Origin of the sequence: Arsenophonus sp. ENCA (genome assembly GCF_002287155.1) — a bacterium.
Classification (GTDB): domain Bacteria; phylum Pseudomonadota; class Gammaproteobacteria; order Enterobacterales; family Enterobacteriaceae; genus Arsenophonus; species Arsenophonus nilaparvatae.
The window spans coordinates 1-950 of record NZ_NHNG01000521.1 but is presented as its reverse complement, the minus strand read 5'-3'; the positions used below and the strand labels follow the sequence as shown (position 1 = coordinate 950).

The window sequence follows — 950 nt, the reverse complement described above, 5'->3', positions numbered from 1 at the left end:
ATTGTAGCTAAATGAACTGCGGTAGTTGTTTTTCCAACACCACCTTTTGTGTTAACTATAGCATAAATCATAAGCACTCCCACCTTAGCTATCTTTATATAAAGATATCACTATATCAAGATATAATTTAGATATCAAGATATAATAATATCGTGATATCTTGATATAATCCCCTCTATCCTGTTTAGATCGGGGGTGTAAAAGACTGATGCGATATGATTTTAATGTTTTTTCTTCCAGTTCAAATAGAAGTCGTACAGCATCACCCAATCTTCTGGTCGAATCGGGATGATTTCATTTTGGCTACAGTTCTTGCTCGACTTGTCACTTCTGATTGATCTAACCCACTATGTGTGAGAGCCGGCTCGATTTGGCCGGATTCTGGGGCAACTTTATCAGTCATTAGCCAGAGTGTGTATTTTTCAAATCTTGGATTTTGAGTTAATTTAACTAAGTTGAGTCCGCTAGGTTCATAAGCCCCAGATTCATATTTTTGCAAGAAGCGTGTTGCTTAATAGTGAAATAAGGGTGTTTCGGTGATTGAAGTAAATTTTACGCTGTTCTGAGATGGAAATTCCAAAGACCTGCGCTAAGGAGTAAGAAGGTATCATCAATAAAGGGTCTACGATTCCGTAAAATTTGGGTCATGCAACCGAGGCGCTTGATACCCGCGATGGCGTGTTCAACTGTAATACGGATGCCCGAGATTATTTTATTTTCTTGTTTTTGTTCAGGCGATAAAGGTCTTTTTCGAGTTCAAACTAGTTGCTGAATAGAGACTTGCATTTTTTGTCACGCTATTGAGAATAAAAAGAGGTTTAACTTAGAGAATAAAGGTTTGAAATGATCAACAAAGAGCGGCTGTTACGAGATAATCGTTTATGTAAAGCAATCATTGGATTATCAGTCGAAGAATTGAAAAATTTAGCCGCTGAATTTTCAGCTTGTTA

The 950-nt window shown here is 37.2% G+C and carries 1 protein-coding gene and 1 pseudogene; both read right to left on the bottom strand.

The genetic code is table 11. The annotated features are described in order from the left end of the window. A partial coding sequence (locus CBG25_RS13570; protein WP_290607266.1) for an AAA family ATPase occupies nt 1–71 on the bottom strand: 71 nt, incomplete at its 3' end. Nucleotides 72–552: 481 nt separating this feature from the next. After that, nucleotides 553–741 (bottom strand): annotated as a pseudogene (locus CBG25_RS13565) (transposase family protein); the annotation flags it as partial. Nucleotides 742–950 lie beyond the last annotated feature (209 nt).